The sequence below is a fragment of the Acinetobacter lwoffii genome, assembly GCF_052078135.1.
GTDB classification, from domain to species: Bacteria; Pseudomonadota; Gammaproteobacteria; order Pseudomonadales; family Moraxellaceae; genus Acinetobacter; species Acinetobacter lwoffii_Z.
In genome coordinates this window covers 12,500-31,502 of sequence record NZ_JBQGUZ010000016.1, presented here as the reverse complement: position 1 = coordinate 31,502, position 19,003 = coordinate 12,500, and the positions used below count along the sequence as shown (strand labels likewise).

The following is a 19,003-nucleotide window of genomic DNA, read 5'->3' as shown; positions in this document are numbered from 1 at the left end:
CTGGTTATTTTTAATCAGCATTCTCTCTTTTGAGGAGTAATCATGTCGCAGCGATCCCGAGTGCTGCCAGGATTTGGTCTTTCTCTAGGCTTTACCCTAGCGTATTTGTCATTAATCGTTTTGATCCCGCTGTCAGCTGTTTTTATTAAATCACTGGGCATTGGTTGGGATGGCTTATGGGAAATCCTGAGCTCTGAACGTATCTTGAAATCATTGCAGTTAAGCTTCACCGCAGCCATTGTCGCTGCACTGGTCAATGTAGTATTTGGCCTGTTACTGGCGTGGTGTCTGGTACGTTACAGCTTTCCGGGCAAACGTATTGTCGATGCCCTGGTAGATTTGCCTTTTGCCTTGCCCACTGCGGTTGCGGGTATTGCCCTGACCTCTTTATATGCACCGACCGGCTGGATTGGTCAATATTTAGAACCGATTGGCATTCAAGTCGCTTATACCCCGATTGGTATTACACTGGCATTGATCTTTATTGGCCTGCCTTTTGTGGTGCGTACCGTCCAACCGGTACTGAGTGATCTGGAAACTGAACTGGAAGAAGCGGCTTCTGCACTGGGTGCCAACCGTTTTCAGATTGTGACCAAAGTGATTTTCCCAATTCTGCTGCCTGCGCTGATCACTGGCTTCGCTTTAGCCTTTGCCCGTGGTGTCGGTGAGTATGGTTCGGTGATCTTTATTGCCGGTAACCAGCCTTTTGAAACGGAAATTGCACCCTTAATGATTATTTCTCGTTTAGAAGAATATGACTATGCTGGTGCAACCACGATTGCTGTCGTCATGCTACTGATTTCCTTCGTGATGCTATTCCTGATTAACTTATTACAGGCATGGGCCAGCCGTCGTACCGGGAGAACTGCGCGATGAGTTTAAATACCAACAGTAATGCGCTGGCTGAAAAGCTGCAATCCCGTGATGCAACCCGCGAACCGACTTGGGTACGCTATACACTGCTCACTATTGCCTTAATCTTCTTTTTAAGCTGCTTGATTCTGCCCTTGATTCTGGTTTTTGTTGAAGCCTTTAAACAAGGGGTTGGCGTTTATACCCAAGCGCTGGTGCATCCGGATACTCTGTCGGCAGTAAAACTTACCTTGCTGACGGCTGCAATCGCGGTACCGCTCAACGTCGTATTTGGTGTTGCGGCAGCCTGGTCTGTGGCGAAGTTCAACTTTCCGGGGAAATCATTCCTGACGACCATTATTGATCTTCCTTTCTCGGTTTCACCTGTAATCGCGGGTATGATGCTGGTGCTGATTTTCGGTACCCAAGGCTGGATGGGATCTTGGCTGATGGATCATGATATCAAGATCCTTTATGCGGTGCCTGCAATTGTCCTGGCGACTATCTTCATTACTGTACCTTTTGTTGCACGTGAGTTGATTCCGTTAATGGAAGCACAAGGCACCGAAGAAGAAGAAGCTGCGATTGTACTTGGTGCATCTGGCTGGCAGACTTTCTGGAAAGTGACCCTGCCCAATATCAAATGGGGTCTGATCTACGGCGTGATTCTATGTAATGCGCGGGCCATGGGTGAATTTGGTGCGGTGTCGGTGGTTTCCGGCCATATCCGTGGTGAAACCAATACCTTGCCGCTACACGTCGAAATTCTTTATAACGAATATACCTTTAGTGCTGCGTTTGCCGTGTCTTCGCTTCTGGCTCTCCTCGCAATTGTGACCCTGATTTTAAAAACATGGGTGGAACTGCGCCAGGAAAAACAAGACAAACGTAATGAAGATTCAACAGTTTCTTAAGGAATGCCCACATGAGTATTCAAGTACAAAATATTGAAAAACACTTTGGTGCATTCCACGCACTAAAAAACATTTCGCTGGATTTCCCAGATGGTCAACTGGTCGCACTTCTTGGCCCATCCGGCTGTGGTAAAACCACTTTGCTACGGATTATTGCCGGTCTGGAATCTGCGGATGGCGGTCAGGTGATTTTAGAAGGTCAGGATGCCACCAATGTACATGTGCGTGAGCGTGAAGTTGGCTTTGTATTCCAGCACTATGCCCTATTCCGCCATATGACGGTATTTGACAATATTGCCTTTGGTTTGCGTGTTCGTCCGCGTAAAACCCGTCCATCGGAAGCAGAAATCAAGAAACGTGTGACTCGTTTGCTCGACTTGGTTCAGCTTGGTTTCCTGGCTGACCGATATCCAGCTCAACTTTCTGGTGGTCAGCGCCAGCGTATTGCCTTGGCACGTGCTTTGGCAGTTGAACCGCGTGTATTATTACTGGATGAACCTTTCGGCGCACTGGATGCCAAAGTCCGTAAGGAACTGCGTCGTTGGTTACGTACCCTGCATGACGAACTGCATATCACTTCGATCTTCGTGACTCATGATCAGGAAGAAGCGCTTGAAGTTGCGGATCAGATCGTAGTAATGAACAAAGGTAATGTAGAGCAGATCGGATCTCCACGTGAAGTCTATGAAACACCAAAAACTCCATTTGTATTCGACTTTTTGGGTCAGGCGAACCGTTTTGAAGGTCAGAACCATGCAGGCATCATCCAGCTCGGCGAAGACCGCATTCAATTTGAGGGTGCAAAAAATGCCGCTCAAGGTGAAGTGATTTTATTCGCACGTCCAGATGAACTACGCATCCATGCACAGCCACACGACAATGCCATTCAGGCGACCTTCATTCGTGAATTATGGATCGCGGGTAAAGTAGTTGCTGAGCTAAATGACCGTCAAGGCAATCTGATTGAAATTTTACTGACGCCTGATGAAGCGAGAGCGCATCAATTCCGCCCAAATCAAACTGTTTGGTTAAGTGCGGTGAATTTGCATTTATTTGAAAACCAGGTCGCTTAAGATCAAAAGATGGGGCTTTAAAATGCCCCATCCTCTTCTAGGGTAAGAGAATTATGAATTTCCAACAATTAAGAATTATACGAGAAACGGTTAGACAAAACTTTAATTTAACTGAAGCTTCTGCTGCGCTTTATACTTCACAGTCCGGGGTAAGTAAGCATATTAAAGATCTGGAAGATGAACTGGGGGTGCAGTTATTTATCCGTAAAGGTAAACGTCTACTGGGCTTAACCGAACCAGGTCAGGCACTTTTAGGCATTGTGGAACGCATGCTGGTCGATGCCGACAATATCAAACGTCTGGCCGATGATTTCAATAAAGTCGATGAAGGCACATTGACGATTGCCACGACGCATACCCAGGCGCGTTATGTGTTGCCACCAATTGTCAGCCAATTCAAAAAAGAATTCCCTAAAGTACATTTGATTTTGCAACAGGCCAGCCCGGTTGAAATCACGGAAATGCTACTGCAAGGTCAAGCGGATATCGGTATTGCGACCGAAGCACTCACCACTGAAGATAATCTGGCCAGCGTGCCTTACTATAACTGGCAACACAGTATTATTACCCCGCAGAATCATCCACTGGCAAGCAAAGAACACGTGCTCATCGAAGATCTGGCGCACTACCCGATTATTACCTATCATGGTGGTTTTACCGGTCGCTCCAAGATTGATACCGCCTTTGAAGAAGCTGGTTTTGATGTAGATATTGTGATGTCCGCGCTTGATGCCGATGTCATCAAGACCTATGTAGAAATGAATATGGGCATCGGCATTGTCAACGATGTGGCCTATGACCCGGAGCGTGATTACCGTTTAAAGCAGATTGAAACCGATATTTTCGGCGTAAATACCACCTGGATTGCAGTGCGTAAAGGTCATTTATTACGCGGTTATGGCTACGAGTTTATTTCCCTCTGCTCACCAGACGCAGATATTAAGGCACTGAAAAAAGTGGCTTATCCAGACGAATAAATTGCAGTATTTTAAGTTTTTAATCAAAGAGGCTACATCGCCTCTTTTTTATTTTTTGAGTGGATAAAGAATATAAATATCAAGCATAATCACGTGCATAATAAATTGAATTATACCAAGATGATCAATCATAAATTTGCTCTTTTCTCCGTGGGCTTGTTTTTCTCCGGGTCAGGTTATGCAGCAGCGTTTGAACAATCTAACCAAAGTATCCAATCGTTTTTTGAAAAAAATCATTATGCTGAAGTTTCACTGGCCTGGGTTCGCCCCGATATCAGCGGTCAGGTACAACATACCGAAGAGCTGCAACAATTAGGCATCACCGATTTTTCAACAGGAAATCTTGCCCATAACCAATTGATCTCAAATGCAGCATTAAAATTCCAGTTGAATCCTCAAGTGTCGTGGGGACTGATTTACGATCAGCCTTATTCTCTAGATATCGCTTATCGTTATGATCCTGTTTTTGCAGGTGCAGCACTTCCAATTGAGGCTGCTACCATTCAGTTTAAGAGTCATAATTTGACCTCATTAATTGGCTTTCAACCAGACGATGACTGGAATTTTTATACAGGGCTAAGTTATCAAAGCTTAGAGGGAAATTTATATTTATCCGGGCAGACATTTTATATATTCAATGGTTATCGAGCCACATTTGAACGAGATCCCGCTTGGGGCTGGCTTGCTGGAATCAGTTATCAGATCCCAGAATATTTTTTTAGAACTGCACTGACCTATCGTTCTGCAATCATTCATCATAATAAAACCACTGAATCGATTGTTGTAGGTACGAATCCAGCACCTTATACAGAAATTCAAACTCCTCAGTCAGTGAATCTGGATTTTCAGACAGCTTTAACTGATCAAAATGCGCTCTATGGCACGCTGCGTTGGTCAAACTGGCAAAATTTCGTGATCCAGCCCCCCAAGTTTGGTGCTGTAATTGACTATGTGGCCTTACAGTTTCCGGAAGTAGAAGAAATCAGAATGATTGATTATCGTGAGGATCAATGGTCTGGAAAAATCGGACTTGCCCATCAATGGCCATCTTTTGGCATAAATTCCATCGAACTTTTATGGGATTCTGGTACAGGAAATCCGGCTTCAACATTGAATCCGAGTGATGGCTATTGGGGCATCGGACTAGGTCATCTTTATAAGATTCAAGAAACCTGGGATATTGCTACAGGACTATATTATTTAAAGTTCCAAAAACCTGAAATTTCCTCATCCGAACCTATTACGCCACAGATTGCAGGTTTATCTGCAGTTTCCGATAACAGTGCTTGGGTCCTAGGTTTGAAACTGGGTTATCACTTTTAAAATTATTCTAAAAAACAAAAAACGGGCCGAAGCCCATTTTTTATAAGATTAAAACTTAGAAGCGGAAGCTTACACCCAGTTTCGCTACTGGTAGCCACTTATATTCGTTGTCATTACGAATATCGTCTTCTTCCAGCTGAACTTGTTGGTTAAAGTCAGCAATGACTCCAGAATTTGTAGGAGTAGCAGCTCCACTTGAAGTTAAGTTAACTGTTGGATTTCCATTGTAGTAAGCACCAATTTCACCAAAGACACCCCAACGATTAGTAATTGCTGGAGAGAAACCAATACCTAGGTATGGTGCAATATTATTTTTATAAGATAGGTCACCACTAATACGTGCATCTCCATTTGCTCGGAATTCAACATCATTTACGGAGAAGGTTTCACCAGAACGAACTCGGCGATCGATATCATATTGATTATCAACATAAGCTACACCGGCTGCCATATAGAACCAGTTTGCCCAAGGACGAATTTCAGCATTTAGATAAGTCAGATTATTGTCCATATCCAAGTCATAATCAGAACCATTGATTGATAAATCATCCGACCAGGAAATGTCTCCACCGTTATAACCTAAAGTGACGCCTACATATGGGTTAGCACTCCAGGAAATTGCACCACCATAACCGGTAGTACCGACTTCAGCACGAACAGAAGCTGGTTTAAAGAAAGAGAATTCAGCAACGCCTTCATCTGTTACGATTGTTTCATCAGCAGCCATCGCAGAACCCGCTGCTAGAGCTAAGACTGATACTGCTAAAATATTATGTAAAGATTTCATTATTTCTCTCCTCAAAAGAACTTATTTTGATCATTAGTTATTCGTGATAGGCTCAATATAAAGGACTTAAAAAATATTTTTTATTCACATTTTGCTCATCTTTTGTTATTTTTTGATACAAATTAATTTTTCTTGTTGAGAACCAAGTGTTTTCTAACACTTCTCCTACATTTCAACATAATGAAAAAGTACACTTATCACTTTAATAATTTCACGCTTTCTACACTTCTGGTTATTTTTCATCTATTTTTAGTGCTTTCAACTATTTTTCCTGCAATATAGTGTAAAATCTAGAAAATTTTTTTCTGGAAGGAAGATCATGTCGCAGCTTTCAACAATCATTGAACAAGCGTTTGAAGACCGTGCGAATTTTACAGCTGCAGATTGCTCTGCTGAAATTCGTCAAGCAGTAGAGGAAGTAATTGCTGGTCTAGACAATGGTACTTTACGTGTTGCTGAAAAAATCGATGGTGAATGGGTTGTTCATCAATGGATTAAAAAAGCGGTATTGTTATCATTTAAATTGAACGACAACAAACCAATGGAAGCTTGTGATCTTCGTTTCTATGACAAAGTAGAGACTAAATTCTCAGGTTGGACTGAAGAACAATTCAAGGCTGCTGGCGTACGTGTTGTACCGCCTGCTGTTGCACGTAAAGGTTCTTTCCAGGCCAAAGGCGTGATCTTGATGCCTTCTTATGTCAACATCGGTGCTTATGTAGATGAAGGCACGATGGTTGATACTTGGGCAACTGTAGGTTCATGTGCACAAATCGGTAAAAATGTTCACTTGTCAGGTGGTGTAGGTATTGGTGGTGTGCTTGAACCGCTTCAAGCGAATCCAACCATTATTGAAGATAACTGCTTTATCGGTGCACGTTCTGAAATCGTTGAAGGCGTAATCGTTGAAGAAGGTTCTGTGATTTCAATGGGCGTATTCATTGGTCAATCGACCAAGATTTATGACCGTGCCACTGGCGAAATCCATTATGGTCGCGTACCAGCAGGTTCTGTCGTTGTTGCAGGTAGCCTTCCATCTAAATGTGGTACTTACAGCTTATATGCTGCCATTATCGTAAAAAAAGTTGATGCACAAACTCGTTCTAAAACAAGTCTGAACGATCTATTACGCGAAGACTAAGATGTTTTAACTTAGAGGATACATTCGTGTTCCTCGGAGCCTCAACCGCTCCTCGTCTCTACGATTAGTAATGATCGTAGGGATTTTTATTTTTATACCCGGTTATTTATTTTTCATTGGTTAGTTTTGTTATGAATACGCTTCGATCTTCCGCAATTCCTGTCTCTGATCCGTCTGCGGGTTTACGCATTACGGAGATTTTCTATTCATTGCAAGGTGAAGCCAATGCCGCAGGACTGCCAACGGTATTTATCCGTTTAACCGGTTGTCCATTACGTTGTAGCTATTGTGATACCACCTATTCCTTTGAAGGCGGTGAGCGTCAGTCTCTGGACGATATTATCCAGACCACGCTAGATTTTAAAACTCCTTATGTCTGTGTGACCGGTGGTGAACCACTGGCACAACCAAATGCCCTACCCCTGATGCAGCGATTTGCAGATTTAGGATGTCAGGTTTCACTTGAAACCAGTGGCGCTTTAGATGTGTCCAAAGTGGATTCACGTGTTTCCAAAGTTTTAGATTTAAAAACACCAAATTCAGGTGAAGTTGCACGGAATTTGCTTGCTAATCTCGATCATTTAACTGCACATGATCAAATCAAGTTCGTAATATGCAATCGTGAAGATTATGAATGGTCAAAGCAGCAGTTAGAACTGTACCAACTTCAAGACAAAGTGAGTACAGTTTGGTTTTCGCCTGCATTTGCGGTTGAAAAAGGTGCGGTTCGTTTACCACCACTGGCAAGTGATTTGGCTCAGTGGATTTTAGAAGACCATCTCCCTGTTCGTTTCCAGTTACAGCTACACAAGTTGTTATGGAATGATGAAACTGGTCGTTAATTTTTTGTAAAGTATTTTTTTTGGAGAATCAGCTTATGCGCCCTCGTGCCATTGTCCTGTTATCTGGCGGATTAGACTCAACAACATGTCTGGCTTGGGCGCAGGCACGCTATGAATGTATCGCACTTAGTTTTCGATATGGTCAGCGTTCAACGACCGAGCTGGATGCAGCAAAAGCTTTAACGCAACGTGCGGGTGTGGAACATAGAGTGATCAATATTGATCTGGGTAATCTGGGTGGCTCAGCCCTTACCGATCATAGTATTGAGGTACCTGACCATGAACAGGCTGGCATTCCGATTACCTATGTTCCAGCACGTAATACTATCTTCTTGTCTTACGCCTTAGCAGCAGCTGAAGTATTCGAAGCTGAAGCGATTGTCATCGGAATTAATGCGGTTGATTACTCCGGTTATCCGGATTGCCGTCCGGAATTTATCGAGGCATTTGCCAACATGGCACGCCTTGCGACCAAGGTTGGCGTAGAGGGTCAGGCGCTCAAATTTGAAACACCTTTGTTACATTTATCCAAAGCAAATATCATTCGCTTAGGTATTGAACATGGCGTAGACTACAGTCAAACGGTGTCATGCTATCAAGCAGATGACCAAGGACGTGCCTGTGGCAAATGCGACAGTTGTCGTTTACGTAAACAGGGTTTTGCGGACGCAGGTGTTGAAGACCCGACACGTTATATACCGTAATAACAAGGTAGAGTTTATGAAGAATTTAAAATCAAGCATCGTGCTTTCAGCAATTGTCTCAGCTGCTGCTATGTTCGCAACTACGGCTCAAGCGGCTGATGACAAATTACAACAAGCTTATAAAAGCACCAATGTAAAATCTGCATTGATCAATGTTTGTAAAAATGAAACTGGCAAAAGCAAAAAATTGACATCTGCTGAAGTCAGCAAATATTGTGGTTGTGCTATTGAAGCAGATGGCAAATTAACCAATGCACAAAAATGGGAAATTCAAAGCACTATTAACCAGAAGAAAAGCCCAGGCACTTTAGCTTTTGTACAGAAGCAGAATAAAGATCTTCAAGCATGCTTTGGTCCACAGTTAACAGGCAAACTGAAAACTTTGACTGAAGAAGCGATGAAATCAGCTCAAGCGGCACCAAAGAAATAAGATCTGATTATTCTTTGATAAAATAAGCCACTATAATAATGTGGCTTATTTTTTTTGAAAAAATTTCAAGAAAACAGGAGTTTTTATGTCTGAAATGAGTTTGCTTGACCAAAATTTTCCTGCGACGACAGGCGAAATCAATTTAACCCAGTTAAATACAGAATGGCTGGTGATTTATTTTTATCCTAAAGATTCTACACCGGGCTGCACAACTCAGGCAGTAGGATTTTCCTGTTTAAAAGATCAGTTCGATGCTTTAAATACCACAATTCTTGGCGTATCCCGTGATTCGGTAAAAGCTCATCAGAACTTTACTGAAAAGCAGAACCTGAGTATTAACCTGATCAGCGATAAAGAAGAAGTGTTGTGCAATCACTTTGATGTGATTAAAGAAAAGAACATGTATGGCAAACAAGTAATGGGCATTGAGCGTTCAACTTTTATTTTCCATAATAGCCAACTGGTCAAAGAATACCGTAAGGTCAAAGCAGCAGGTCATGCAGAACAAGTTCTGGAAGATTTAAAAGCTTTGCAAGCTGCTTAATTGCATGCTTATCGTATAGACAAAAGCTCGAAATATTCGAGCTTTTTTTACAATAACGTTCATATCATCAAGTATTTTATATCTACCCTAGTTCATTTCACACTGGCCTGATAGATGAAGATTAACTTTATCCCCTACCCCGGCAATTCCTTTTTTCATACCAAAATCCCTACGGTTAATCACGGCAGATGCCTGAACATCAAGCAGGTTGGCATTTGACATACTGGGTTTAAACGTGGTTTCAAAAATCACAGGTTTGGTCACACCACGCAGGGTTAAATGACCTAAAACATTGTATTTGCCATTACCCAAGTCTTTAAACTGGATACTTTTAAAAATTACAGTCTTATATTTTTCTACATAAAACAGGTCTTCGCCCAAAATCATATGTTTAAATAGCGGCTTACTAAAGCTTAAACTTTCTACATCCATGACCAGATGGGTTGAGGCATTTTGCGGTGCTTTAGCATCAAACTGCATCGTGGATTGAACCTGATTGAACTTGGCTTTAACCACAGTAAGACCCATCGACTTAATCTCAAAACCGACATCACTTTTGGGAGTTAAGGTCCATGATCTTGCAAAAGACTGACTAGTCAAAGCTAAACACATCGCTAGGCCAAGGAGCCCAGTTTTTATTGTTGTTTTCAATTTTAAATCCACCTTGTTTAATTTCTTATTGATCGGATTTAAGTCCACGGCTTAATCTGAAACTAATTTTTTTGTTTTTTGAGCGAACAGGTTTTCGTTATTTTTATACCAGTTTATTGAAGTTTTTGTAAAATCATTCATGACTAACGGACAAAATACTTGAGCTGATTTTTTTCTGATAAGTGGCCCTGCTAGGCGAGCAGGAAACTGGTTTCATCTTATAAAATTCTGATTTTATAAATTTTTTATATAAGACAGATCGTTTATTTTAAGTTCAATTTATATTGGAAATATCCATGTGCTTGCAGCACTGAAAAGAGTTGTTTTCTGCGCTGCCTATTCTCCATCACTATCTAAAATGACACGCTTAGATAACTCTTAACCGATCTATCGGCTTTCGTAGCCTGAATCAAATACTGAGAATTAATGACACTGCGACGCCCCACATAGTACAGGCAATAATAGCATCCAGTATTTTCCATGCTTTTGGATGTTGGAACCAAGGCGTCAGTATCTTTGCCCCATATCCCAAACTAAAGAAGAAAAACCAGGAAGCACAGACAGCACCTAAAGCAAACCACCATTTTCCTAAGGCGTATTGGGTTGAAATTGATCCAATCAATATGACTGTGTCTAAGTAAACATGCGGATTTAGCCAGGTAAAAGCCAGGCAGATCATCAGTACTTGTAGAAAATGCTCTGTTAGCTGATCACTTGGTGCTAAAACCTCTGTTGATTTAAATGCGCTGATCGCATGGTGCAAACCATAATAAAATAGGAATCCTGCGCCAATATATTTAGAAAATATAACAATATCCGGATAATGTTCAATGACGCGCGCAAAGCCCAGTACGCCAAGCAGAATTAAAATGGAATCAGACAAGGCACAAATCACACAGACCCAGAACACATGCTGTTGTTTTAAACCTTGTTTTAATACAAAAGCATTCTGTGCACCGATACTGATAATCAGGCTCATTCCCACAGCAAAACCACTCACCATATAACTGAACATCACATTCCCCTTTTTTGAATAAATGAATTATTCAACAAAATGGATGCGATTAATTAAAACTAAGTTAATATCAATTTAACTAAATTATTTTTAGATAACAGATATGCTGAATGCGAAACAATGTGATGCTTTTTACGCAGTTGCAAAAACGGGAAGTTTCGATCTGGCTGCCGAGCAGCTAAATATTACTGCCTCGGCAGTGACCCTTCGTGTTCAAAGTCTGGAAAAAAAATTGGGACAATTGCTTCTGGTGAGAGATCGGCCTTGCCGCGTGACCCAATCAGGACAAACTTTATTGCATTATTTACAGCATCAACGTTTGCTAGAACAGAATCTGATGCAGGATCTGGGTGGACAGCTGCAACATGAACGTTTCTACTGCCTGAATATTGCCACCAATGCTGATTCACTCGCGACCTGGCTATTACCAACCTTACAAACCCAGCTGATCCAGCATAAAATTGTGCTGCATTTTCAGGTAGATGATCAATCACAGACTCATCATCTGTTAGAAGCAGGTCTCGTCAATGCCTGTTTGAGTACAGAGAGTAAGGCAATGAAAGGTTGCCGGGCTGAGTTGATGGGACAGATGCAGTATCGTCTGGTCGCCACCCCTAACTTTTCCCGAAACTGGTTTCATCAAGGGGTACATCGGGATGCGCTACGCCTTGCCCCTGCCATTATTTTTAATGAAAAAGACCAACTCCATACCCAATTTATTCAGCACGAATTTGGCCTGAACCTTGCTCAATATCCTCATTTCTTTATTCCATCGACCCATGCGTTTTTTGATGCGATTGTCATGGGTCTAGGATATGGCTGGCTGCCGGACTATCAAACCAGGGATTTGCTGGAGTCAGGTGAACTGCTTGAACTTTCGAGTGAGATGCGAATTGAAGTACCCTTGTATTGGCATCACTGGAAAGAACAGTCGTCTGCCCTGGAAATTTTAGGCGAATGTTTGAAACAGCATGCTCAAACTACCATGAATCAACCCATAACAACCTGATACTTTTAAACTAGATTGGTTTTATCATTCTGGGCAAATTTTTCACTGAGTTGCTGATAGGTCGTGGTTTTTTGGAAATTCTCTAGAAAATCAATTGTGCCTTGTGGAAATTTATCCCGTTGAATTTCGCCACGATAATAAGCTTCACGCATCGGCGTGGCGGATAAGGCATCTTCAAGACTGTCAAGTTCGACCATTTCCCATTCTGGGAAAAACTTTAAATAATAAGAAGAATCATCTTTAAAGTGCCCAATCAGCCCGACTTTGGCATCCGGTTCAATAACCTGGTTCACCAGCGATTTCACCAGTTTTTGCCATTTTTCATCATTATAAACATCTATGACTTCTACAAATTTGATCCGAGCCCGATCTTCTGGACTAAAATTTGACAGGATCATGGCTTCACGCTCCGAAGCCAAAAATGGATTCTTGATATTACGTTCATTTTGTGCAGAACCAAGAGCCAAAATCACATTCTGACTGTGCTGCAGGGCAATGTTAATCGTTTGCATGTGTGCCAGATGAAAAGGCTGAAAGCGGCCAATGAAAACCAGATAATCAAATGTATAGTTCATAAGGGATCAGTTTTTTATGACTCATGAGTTGTGCTGTCCCAATAAATATGCGACATAATCATTCCCATAAAATCAAATTAAGTTTTAAAGCAAGGATAGTACGATGACACTGAGCTGTATTCAACAACCTCATGAGCATTTGAATGCGAATTTAGAACATGGTGTACTCACTTTAGCCATCAATCGCCCGGAAGCGAAAAATGCGTTATATAGCGAGCTGTATCTCTGGATTGCGAAAGCTTTAGATGAAGCTGATCGGGCGCCTGAAGTTCGTGTAGTTGTATTACGTGGTCAGGATGCAGACTTTAGTGCGGGCAATGATATGCAGGATTTTATGAAATCTGCCGCGAAGAAAGGTCAAGCACCCGCTGCTGAAGGCCCGCCGTTTATTTTACTCAAATCTGCTGCAAAATTTTCCAAGCCTTTGATTGCTGCGGTGCGTGGTGTTGCGATCGGCATTGGCGTGACGATCTTATTACATTGTGATCTGGTCTATAGTGACAATACTGCCCTGTTCCAGATTCCATTTGTCAGTCTGGGTCTATCACCTGAAGGCGCTTCAAGCAAGCTGTTGATTCAGCAAGCAGGTTATCATAAAGCGGCCGAATTATTGCTGACTGCGCAAAAATTCAATAGTGAAAAAGCACTCGACGCAGGTCTGGTGAATAGCATTGAAGAAGATGTTTACACCAAAGCAGCAGCACAAGCTGCCCAGCTCTCTGCCCTGCCATTGGCATCACTGGTGCAATCTAAAGCCTTGATGAAACACAATGTGAATGAAATTGTAGAATGGATCGACCATGAAGCAGAAATTTTCATGCAGCGTGTTGGCTCGCCAGAAATGCTGGAAGCGGTTCAAGCCTTTATGCAAAAACGTAAACCTGATTTCACACAATTCAACTAATTTTCAAACTTATGAGTTCAATGAGGTGGTTTAGACTGCCTCAATCTTTTATTTTTCGAAGAATCTGAAGTATGCCAAATCAAAACTCCCAAACCTCTTCCCAAACAACGGACAGTTCAAATCCAGAAAAGAAACGTTATTACGAACCTGCACCTCAAGATATAGATGTCGATAATTTTCGTAAGGTGATTGAAAGCCGACGTTCGGTGCGTAAATTTACCAAAAAGCCAATTCCTGTCGAAGTTCTGGATGCCTGTCTGGATCTGGCGTTGTTGGCCCCGAATTCTTCGAACTTGCAGCCTTGGACTTTTTATGTGGTACAAAATTCAAGCAAGAAAAAACATCTGGTCAAAGCCTGTATGAGTCAACTGGCAGCCAAAACAGCTTCTGAACTAATTGTCTGTATCGCACGTACCGACCGTATTGATGAAATGGCGAAACGTAATGTGAATGAATTTCCATTTCCTGAAGCTCCGCCCGCAATTAAGAAATACTATAAATATATTCCTTACAACTATAAGACTGGTTATCTGAATGCTTTCGGTAACTTTAAAAAAGTAGCTTTCAAAGTTGCCCGTACACTGGACAAACAAATGCCAGTTTCTGCTTTCAGTCCGGCTGATGCGAAACTGTGGGCGACCAAAACGACGGCGCTCGCTTGTGAAAATCTGGTCTTAGCTTTACGTGCTTATGGTTTTGACAGCTGTATGATGGAAGGTTTTGATGAGCCGATGGTTCGTGAAATTCTGAAATTGAATGATGAACAGTATCCGGTCATGGTAATTGGTGCGGGTGAACGTGCTGAAGACGGCGTGTTCTTCCCGCAGTACCGTTTTGATCGTGAGCTGTTTATTCAGAAGGTTTAAGTACGTTTATTGAATGAATATCACGGCCTCGACTGTTTTCTTAAATTAACTGATATACGCGTAGGCATTTTCGTTACTTTGACAGGCCAAAGTAACCAAAGCCATTGCCAGACAGAAGGTTCATCCTTGAACTTCTGTCTGGCAGGTGACATCCATGTCACCTCAATGTAAATTCACTACTATTTTGAAAAGAAATAATATTTGATACGCGGATGGCGAAAAGGAAGAAATCTATTTAGAGCAAATACAAGTCGATGCTAAATCATTTTTTAAGAATAGTTCGCTCTTAATTTCCGATAATCAATCCAGTTACAATGAAATCCGACCGGTACCCGAACTGGTAAATGAATCGTTGCAATGGGTCCTTCTGTAATATGCTGGGCATCCAGAATTACAACTTTCGAGGGGCTACAATCTAAAGCATGGATATAAGACATTAGCCAGCCATCATTTTCAGCCTGAGCATTTTCCCGTGCGACAAAGACTGCCTCACCAGTAACCCAGTTTTCTCCAAAGGAGTAACTTTCTGTGGTTCTGGTTCTTAAATTAAAACACATCACCGTATTGCTGCTGACATGGGAAGGATCGTCAAATTCACCAAAAGAAATACTATAGATATAACGATACTGTCGCCCAATAAATGCTTCATTAATCCGTGGAAATTCCTGCTTGATATTTGATAATACGGTTCGTGTCACTTTTCCCGTTCCTTGTTCAAAAATAAAGCGCTCTAATCGTATATCCTGATCTTCGATCGGTCCCTGAATCGAGCGGATCAATGCTTTGGAGTGCACTGGAATAGGGAATACGACTATGCAGAATTTCTGCACTGTATTGAATGGATTTACTAAGCGTATTTTTGAGCATTCTGCTCAGCAGTTTTGGCCACGGCATTGTTATTTTCCTTATTGTATTTTTTCTTTGGATTATTCTGGCAGAAATGATAATAACAAAAGCAGGTCGGCTGGTTTCTGAATCTAGATTAACGGCGCGCTAAGTCAAACGCGCCGCAGCAGAGCATCAATTTTATAATTTTAGACTTTGATATCCAGAAGCTGAATAAACTCAAAGGCCGGCTCTTCATAAGGATGACTTTCTTTCAGCGCCTTGGCCACATCGACTGCCTTTTCATCAGGCACCAGAATTTCTACCCGCCATTCTTCTACCTGTTCCAGTTTACCCACTTCACCAATATGCGGATCTGCACCTTCCTGTGGTTTAAACTGTCCGGTTCCTAAAACCTGCCAGGCACAATTCGTATACTCACCAATACCGCCCGCTCCTGCTGCAAATATCGCATTCTTGGTGTCTTCCAGGTTTTCATCCGGCACGTAATAAATCAGCTTTAACATATATTCCTTCCTACAATTCAGATACTTGTTGTATTGTTAAGTGCTTGGGTAATCATCTTCAATGCAGGATTTTGAGAAATCTTGTTAAATGTTGCATACAAGCCCAGTTTTGGCAGTGCCTGATCAGTCTGGACAATTTTTACATGCTCATTCAAAAACCGCAGTAAATATTCAGGCGCAAAACTAAAGCCCATTCCCATATTGGTCAGATTGATGTGTTGCAAGACATTGGTCACCCACAACAGCTGTTCATGCTCAAGCTGATCAATGCAGAGTAGTCTATCCAGCTTTTCATAAAATACGGGCGAAGCATTCTGCTCACACATAATTATATTATGGTTTTTTTAGTTCCTGTAATTTCAGGATTCGATCTGTAGAATGTAAGTGCTGAGCGGCTATCAGATAAATTTGCTCGGTTAATAAATGAATATTCTCAAAATCTGGATGGTCCAGATGAAAGCGGGTAATACATAAATCCAGTTCAGCATTTTTTAGCCGCTGAATCTGTTCCATACAGGTCAGGCTATGCAGATGGATTTTTAAGTCCGGCATGGTTTTTTTAAGCTGGGCCAGAATCTGTGGCATCACTTTTATTTCTGCGACATTCAGAAAGCCAATGTGAATCTGGTTATTTTTCTGCTGCGCAACCTGACGCGCTGCTGCCACTGCCAGTTTGGCATTTTCCAGTGCTTTTTCGGCATAGATCTGAAAAGCCTGCCCTTCATCGGTGAGTTTGACCTTTCTGGATGAACGATCAAACAGCATGACGCCTACTTCCTGCTCCAGATCCTTAATTTGCTGGCTTAATGACGGCTGAGCGGTAAACAGTTTTTCGGCAGCCTTGGTAAAACTTTGTTGCTGCGCCACAGTAATAAAATAGCGTAAATGTCGAAGTTCCATAGCCTGCCCGGTTTCTGATCAGGTCAGCATCTTAAGATTATGACCCACGTATTGCAAATAAGAATAGGTCGATAGTTTATATGAATATCGCTATATCAACAGATCCTGTTTTACTAGACTGCCTGATTATATAGATAGCTTGTTCTTCACCTATACACATGGAGTCTTGTATGACACAACACTATGACACTGATGTTCTGATCATTGGTACCGGTCCTGCAGGTTCAACATTAGGTTTGGCCTTGGCCAATTATGGTATCAAGGTACAACTGTTTACCCAGTTTAGCTGGCTGGCCAATAGTCCACGTGCCCATATTACCAATCAGCGTGCCATGGAAGTATTACGTGATTTAGGTATTGAAGAACAGGTTAAAGAGATTGCAACACCATGGGAACAGATGGGTGAAAGCCTGATTACCACCAGTCTGGTCGGCGAAGAAATCGCCCGTTTAAGTGCATGGGGTACCGGTGATGAACGTCATGGTGACTATATCCAAGGCAGTCCATGTCCATTAGTCGATCTGATTCAGCCAAAAATGGAAGCTTTACTGGTGAAAAATGCCGGTGAACGTGGTGCAATTTATAACTTCAATACTGAATACCTGTCACATGTGCAGGACGAAGATGGCGTGACTGCTACTTTCCTGAACCGCATTACCAATACTGAATTTAGCTTAAGAGCAAAATATCTGGTGGGTATGGATGGTGCTAAATCTCGTGTATTGGAACAGCTCGGCTTGCCACTGGAAGGCGTGATGGCACGTGCCGGTACCGTCTATGTGACCTTTAAAGCTGATCTTTCTCAATACGTTCAGCACCGTCCTGCGATTCTGCAATGGATCGTGAATCCTGAAGCCAGCTTTGGCGATCTCGGTATGGGATTGTTACGTGCCATTACGCCATGGAATGAATGGATCATGGGTTGGGGCTTTGACATTTCCAAAGGCGAACCACAAGTGACTGAAGAACAGGTCCGTGCCCGCCTGAATGCTTTTGTTGGTACTGAAGTCGAAGAAGTTGAAATCCAGAAATTATCGTACTGGTATGTGAACCAGACCTGGGCCACTGAATATTCTAAAGGTCGCGTGTTCTGTGGTGGTGATGCAGTACACCGTCATCCACCATCGAGTGGCCTAGGTTCAAATACCTGCATGCAGGATGTCTTTAATCTAGGCTGGAAACTGGCATACGCGGTAAAAGGCTGGGCTGCACCTTCCCTGCTGGATTCCTATACCACCGAGCGTGCACCGGTCGGCAAGCAGATTGTAGCGCGTGCGAACCAGTCACGTTTTGATTATAAATACCTGAAAGAAGTCTTTGGTTTTGATCAAGGTGTGACGACTCAGAAGCAAATGCTGGAACGTATCTTTGCGGAAGATGAGCAAGGTGCTGAAATCCGTCAAAAACTATTTGAAGCTTTGGAAATTAAAAACTTCGAATTTAATGCACAAGGTGTAGAACTGAACCAGCGATATAGCTCCAATACGGTGATTGCAGAATCCGAGCCTGAGATTTTTGAAAAAGATGAGCAGCTTTATTTACAGGCAACCACTCGCCCAGGCGCTAAAGTTCCGCATACTTGGCTGATCAATGCCAAAAGTCAAAAGCAGTCGACTTTAGATATTACCGGTAAAGGTCGTTTTACCCTGCTCACAGGTTTATCTGGCAAAGGCTGGAAACAGGCTGTTGAAGTACTGAACTTACCTTATCTAGATGTGATTCAGATTGGTTCACGTGACTATCGTGATGTGTATGGAACCTGGAATGCCAAGTCTGAAATTCATGAATCTGGTGCTGTGCTGGTTCGTCCGGATGGTTATGTGGCTTGGCGTTATCAGGACAGTACCAATAAAGCTTTTGATTATGAAAATACGTTAAAGGCGGTATTGAAGCAGGTTCAATTGGTTATTTAAATTATAAAGCCACCTTAATGGGGGCTTTCTTAAAGCTGATGATCAAGAACCCTGCAGCAAGTAACTGCCCACAACGAACAATATTTGTAGTCCTACAACAATACAAAACAACATCCAGCCTTTCTGACGCATTGCCGCCTTATCCATTATTCTAAGTGTTTTAGCCATGTCATCACCTCATCTTTGAGAATTGATACTGAACCGATCTATTCCATCTTTCTTTTATAGTGC

General features: G+C 42.2%; 21 protein-coding genes and 1 pseudogene. 14 read left to right on the top strand and 8 right to left on the bottom strand.

Features of this window, described 5'->3' with window-relative positions; translation table 11 throughout:
• Positions 1-42 precede the first annotated feature (42 nt).
• The 5 genes from cysT (at position 43) to ACTL4S_RS11250 (ending at position 5,139) form a co-directional block, all read left to right on the top strand.
• Complete coding sequence (cysT, locus tag ACTL4S_RS11270) at positions 43-876, top strand: sulfate ABC transporter permease subunit CysT (RefSeq protein ID WP_004279076.1); 834 nt, start codon at positions 43-45, stop codon at positions 874-876.
• A complete protein-coding gene (cysW, locus tag ACTL4S_RS11265) occupies positions 873-1,766 on the top strand; it encodes a sulfate ABC transporter permease subunit CysW (protein WP_004279077.1) in 894 nt (297 codons plus the stop codon). Before cysT ends, cysW begins: the two co-directional genes overlap by 4 nt.
• An 11-nt stretch (positions 1,767-1,777) precedes the next feature.
• Positions 1,778-2,839: a sulfate/molybdate ABC transporter ATP-binding protein gene (locus ACTL4S_RS11260; protein ID WP_085064085.1), complete on the top strand. Its 1,062-nt coding sequence runs from the start codon at positions 1,778-1,780 to the stop codon at positions 2,837-2,839.
• A gap of 53 nt (positions 2,840-2,892) precedes the next feature.
• Complete coding sequence (locus ACTL4S_RS11255) at positions 2,893-3,816, top strand: CysB family HTH-type transcriptional regulator (protein ID WP_148334599.1); 924 nt, start codon at positions 2,893-2,895, stop codon at positions 3,814-3,816.
• Positions 3,817-3,909: 93 nt separating this feature from the next.
• Positions 3,910-5,139 (top strand): OmpP1/FadL family transporter, encoded by a 1,230-nt coding sequence (locus tag ACTL4S_RS11250; protein WP_441299379.1) that lies wholly within the window; start codon positions 3,910-3,912, stop codon positions 5,137-5,139.
• A gap of 55 nt (positions 5,140-5,194) precedes the next feature.
• Here the strand turns inward: ACTL4S_RS11250 and carO are convergent, their stop codons facing one another.
• A complete protein-coding gene (gene carO / locus ACTL4S_RS11245) occupies positions 5,195-5,926 on the bottom strand; it encodes an ornithine uptake porin CarO (RefSeq protein ID WP_441299378.1) in 732 nt (243 codons plus the stop codon).
• A 319-nt stretch (positions 5,927-6,245) separates the two neighbouring features.
• Here carO and dapD point away from each other — a divergent pair, with 319 nt between their 5' ends.
• From dapD to ACTL4S_RS11220, 5 genes are all read left to right on the top strand, one after another.
• On the top strand, positions 6,246-7,067 hold the full coding sequence (gene dapD, locus ACTL4S_RS11240) for a 2,3,4,5-tetrahydropyridine-2,6-dicarboxylate N-succinyltransferase (RefSeq protein ID WP_004645637.1): 822 nt from the start codon (positions 6,246-6,248) through the stop codon (positions 7,065-7,067).
• A 131-nt stretch (positions 7,068-7,198) separates the two neighbouring features.
• Entirely contained in the window at positions 7,199-7,909 is a 711-nt protein-coding gene (gene queE, locus ACTL4S_RS11235; protein ID WP_441299377.1) for a 7-carboxy-7-deazaguanine synthase QueE, read from the top strand.
• A gap of 35 nt (positions 7,910-7,944) precedes the next feature.
• Positions 7,945-8,613, top strand: a complete 669-nt coding sequence (gene queC / locus ACTL4S_RS11230) for a 7-cyano-7-deazaguanine synthase QueC (RefSeq protein WP_004731688.1) — start codon at positions 7,945-7,947, stop codon at positions 8,611-8,613.
• A 16-nt stretch (positions 8,614-8,629) separates the two neighbouring features.
• Positions 8,630-9,043, top strand: a complete 414-nt coding sequence (locus ACTL4S_RS11225; RefSeq protein WP_004645640.1) for a hypothetical protein — start codon at positions 8,630-8,632, stop codon at positions 9,041-9,043.
• An 85-nt stretch (positions 9,044-9,128) separates the two neighbouring features.
• Entirely contained in the window at positions 9,129-9,587 is a 459-nt protein-coding gene (locus ACTL4S_RS11220; protein ID WP_138742572.1) for a peroxiredoxin, read from the top strand.
• Positions 9,588-9,674: 87 nt separating this feature from the next.
• On the opposite strand, the gene ACTL4S_RS11215 is transcribed toward ACTL4S_RS11220, so the two are convergent.
• Together ACTL4S_RS11215 and ACTL4S_RS11210 are read right to left on the bottom strand one after the other, a co-directional pair.
• Positions 9,675-10,199, bottom strand: coding sequence for a YceI family protein (locus ACTL4S_RS11215; RefSeq protein ID WP_273799042.1), 525 nt, complete (start codon positions 10,197-10,199; stop codon positions 9,675-9,677).
• A 448-nt stretch (positions 10,200-10,647) separates the two neighbouring features.
• Complete coding sequence (locus ACTL4S_RS11210) at positions 10,648-11,253, bottom strand: LysE/ArgO family amino acid transporter (RefSeq protein WP_071850386.1); 606 nt, start codon at positions 11,251-11,253, stop codon at positions 10,648-10,650.
• A 103-nt stretch (positions 11,254-11,356) separates the two neighbouring features.
• On the opposite strand from ACTL4S_RS11210, the gene ACTL4S_RS11205 reads away from it, so the two are divergent.
• Positions 11,357-12,262, top strand: coding sequence for a LysR family transcriptional regulator ArgP (locus tag ACTL4S_RS11205; RefSeq protein ID WP_441299376.1), 906 nt, complete (start codon positions 11,357-11,359; stop codon positions 12,260-12,262).
• Positions 12,263-12,267: 5 nt separating this feature from the next.
• On the opposite strand, the gene ACTL4S_RS11200 is transcribed toward ACTL4S_RS11205, so the two are convergent.
• Entirely contained in the window at positions 12,268-12,837 is a 570-nt protein-coding gene (locus tag ACTL4S_RS11200) for a nicotinate-nicotinamide nucleotide adenylyltransferase (protein WP_048882461.1), read from the bottom strand.
• Positions 12,838-12,940: 103 nt separating this feature from the next.
• On the opposite strand from ACTL4S_RS11200, the gene ACTL4S_RS11195 reads away from it, so the two are divergent.
• Together ACTL4S_RS11195 and ACTL4S_RS11190 are read left to right on the top strand one after the other, a co-directional pair.
• Complete coding sequence (locus ACTL4S_RS11195) at positions 12,941-13,741, top strand: enoyl-CoA hydratase-related protein (RefSeq protein ID WP_180037154.1); 801 nt, start codon at positions 12,941-12,943, stop codon at positions 13,739-13,741.
• Between the two features lie 71 nt (positions 13,742-13,812).
• Positions 13,813-14,607, top strand: coding sequence for a nitroreductase family protein (locus ACTL4S_RS11190; protein ID WP_348939392.1), 795 nt, complete (start codon positions 13,813-13,815; stop codon positions 14,605-14,607).
• A gap of 269 nt (positions 14,608-14,876) precedes the next feature.
• Here ACTL4S_RS11190 and ACTL4S_RS11185 read toward each other — a convergent pair whose 3' ends face one another.
• The 3 genes and pseudogenes from ACTL4S_RS11185 to ACTL4S_RS11175 all read right to left on the bottom strand — a co-directional run bounded on the left by ACTL4S_RS11185 (position 14,877) and on the right by ACTL4S_RS11175 (position 16,859).
• Positions 14,877-15,437 carry a carotenoid oxygenase family protein gene (locus tag ACTL4S_RS11185; protein ID WP_004279093.1) on the bottom strand — a complete coding sequence of 187 codons (561 nt, stop codon included), beginning with the start codon at positions 15,435-15,437 and terminating at the stop codon, positions 14,877-14,879.
• Positions 15,438-15,641: 204 nt separating this feature from the next.
• Positions 15,642-15,959, bottom strand: a complete 318-nt coding sequence (locus ACTL4S_RS11180; protein WP_004279094.1) for a YqfO family protein — start codon at positions 15,957-15,959, stop codon at positions 15,642-15,644.
• A 17-nt stretch (positions 15,960-15,976) separates the two neighbouring features.
• Positions 15,977-16,859: pseudogene (locus ACTL4S_RS11175) on the bottom strand (LysR family transcriptional regulator).
• A 170-nt stretch (positions 16,860-17,029) separates the two neighbouring features.
• Here ACTL4S_RS11175 and ACTL4S_RS11170 point away from each other — a divergent pair.
• Positions 17,030-18,772, top strand: coding sequence for an FAD-dependent oxidoreductase (locus ACTL4S_RS11170; protein WP_441299375.1), 1,743 nt, complete (start codon positions 17,030-17,032; stop codon positions 18,770-18,772).
• A 42-nt stretch (positions 18,773-18,814) separates the two neighbouring features.
• Here ACTL4S_RS11170 and ACTL4S_RS11165 read toward each other — a convergent pair whose 3' ends face one another.
• Positions 18,815-18,940 carry a KGW motif small protein gene (locus tag ACTL4S_RS11165; RefSeq protein ID WP_004645654.1) on the bottom strand — a complete coding sequence of 42 codons (126 nt, stop codon included), beginning with the start codon at positions 18,938-18,940 and terminating at the stop codon, positions 18,815-18,817.
• Positions 18,941-19,003 lie beyond the last annotated feature (63 nt).